The organism is Salipiger sp. IMCC34102, from assembly GCF_004145405.1.
Taxonomy (GTDB): Bacteria; Pseudomonadota; Alphaproteobacteria; order Rhodobacterales; family Rhodobacteraceae; genus Loktanella.
In genome coordinates this window covers 1-255 of the sequence record NZ_SELQ01000042.1, presented here as the reverse complement: position 1 = coordinate 255, position 255 = coordinate 1, and the positions used below count along the sequence as shown (strand labels likewise).

The window sequence follows — 255 nt, the reverse complement described above, 5'->3', positions numbered from 1 at the left end:
GCATCTCGGCGCCGTCCATCTGGTAGGCGATGATCGGGCCGCCCTCGACGGCGTCGCTGACGGGGATCTCGACGGTGTAGTCGTTGATCGCGGTGGCAAGCAGGGTGCCGCCGTCGACCTCGAGCAGGTCCACGAGGTCCGACAGCGCCACGCCGGTGAACTCGTGGACGCCGTCGGTCCAGATCGTGCTGGTGCGGATCGTCGTGGCGGGCAGGTCCATCAGCGCCGCGCGGTCGAAGCCGAGCGCCTGCGTGC

The 255-nt window shown here is 70.2% G+C and carries 1 protein-coding gene; it reads right to left on the bottom strand.

Annotated elements, in window-relative coordinates:
• On the bottom strand, positions 1–255 hold a 255-nt coding region (locus tag EU805_RS17325; RefSeq protein ID WP_370318233.1), incomplete at both ends, for a molybdopterin-dependent oxidoreductase.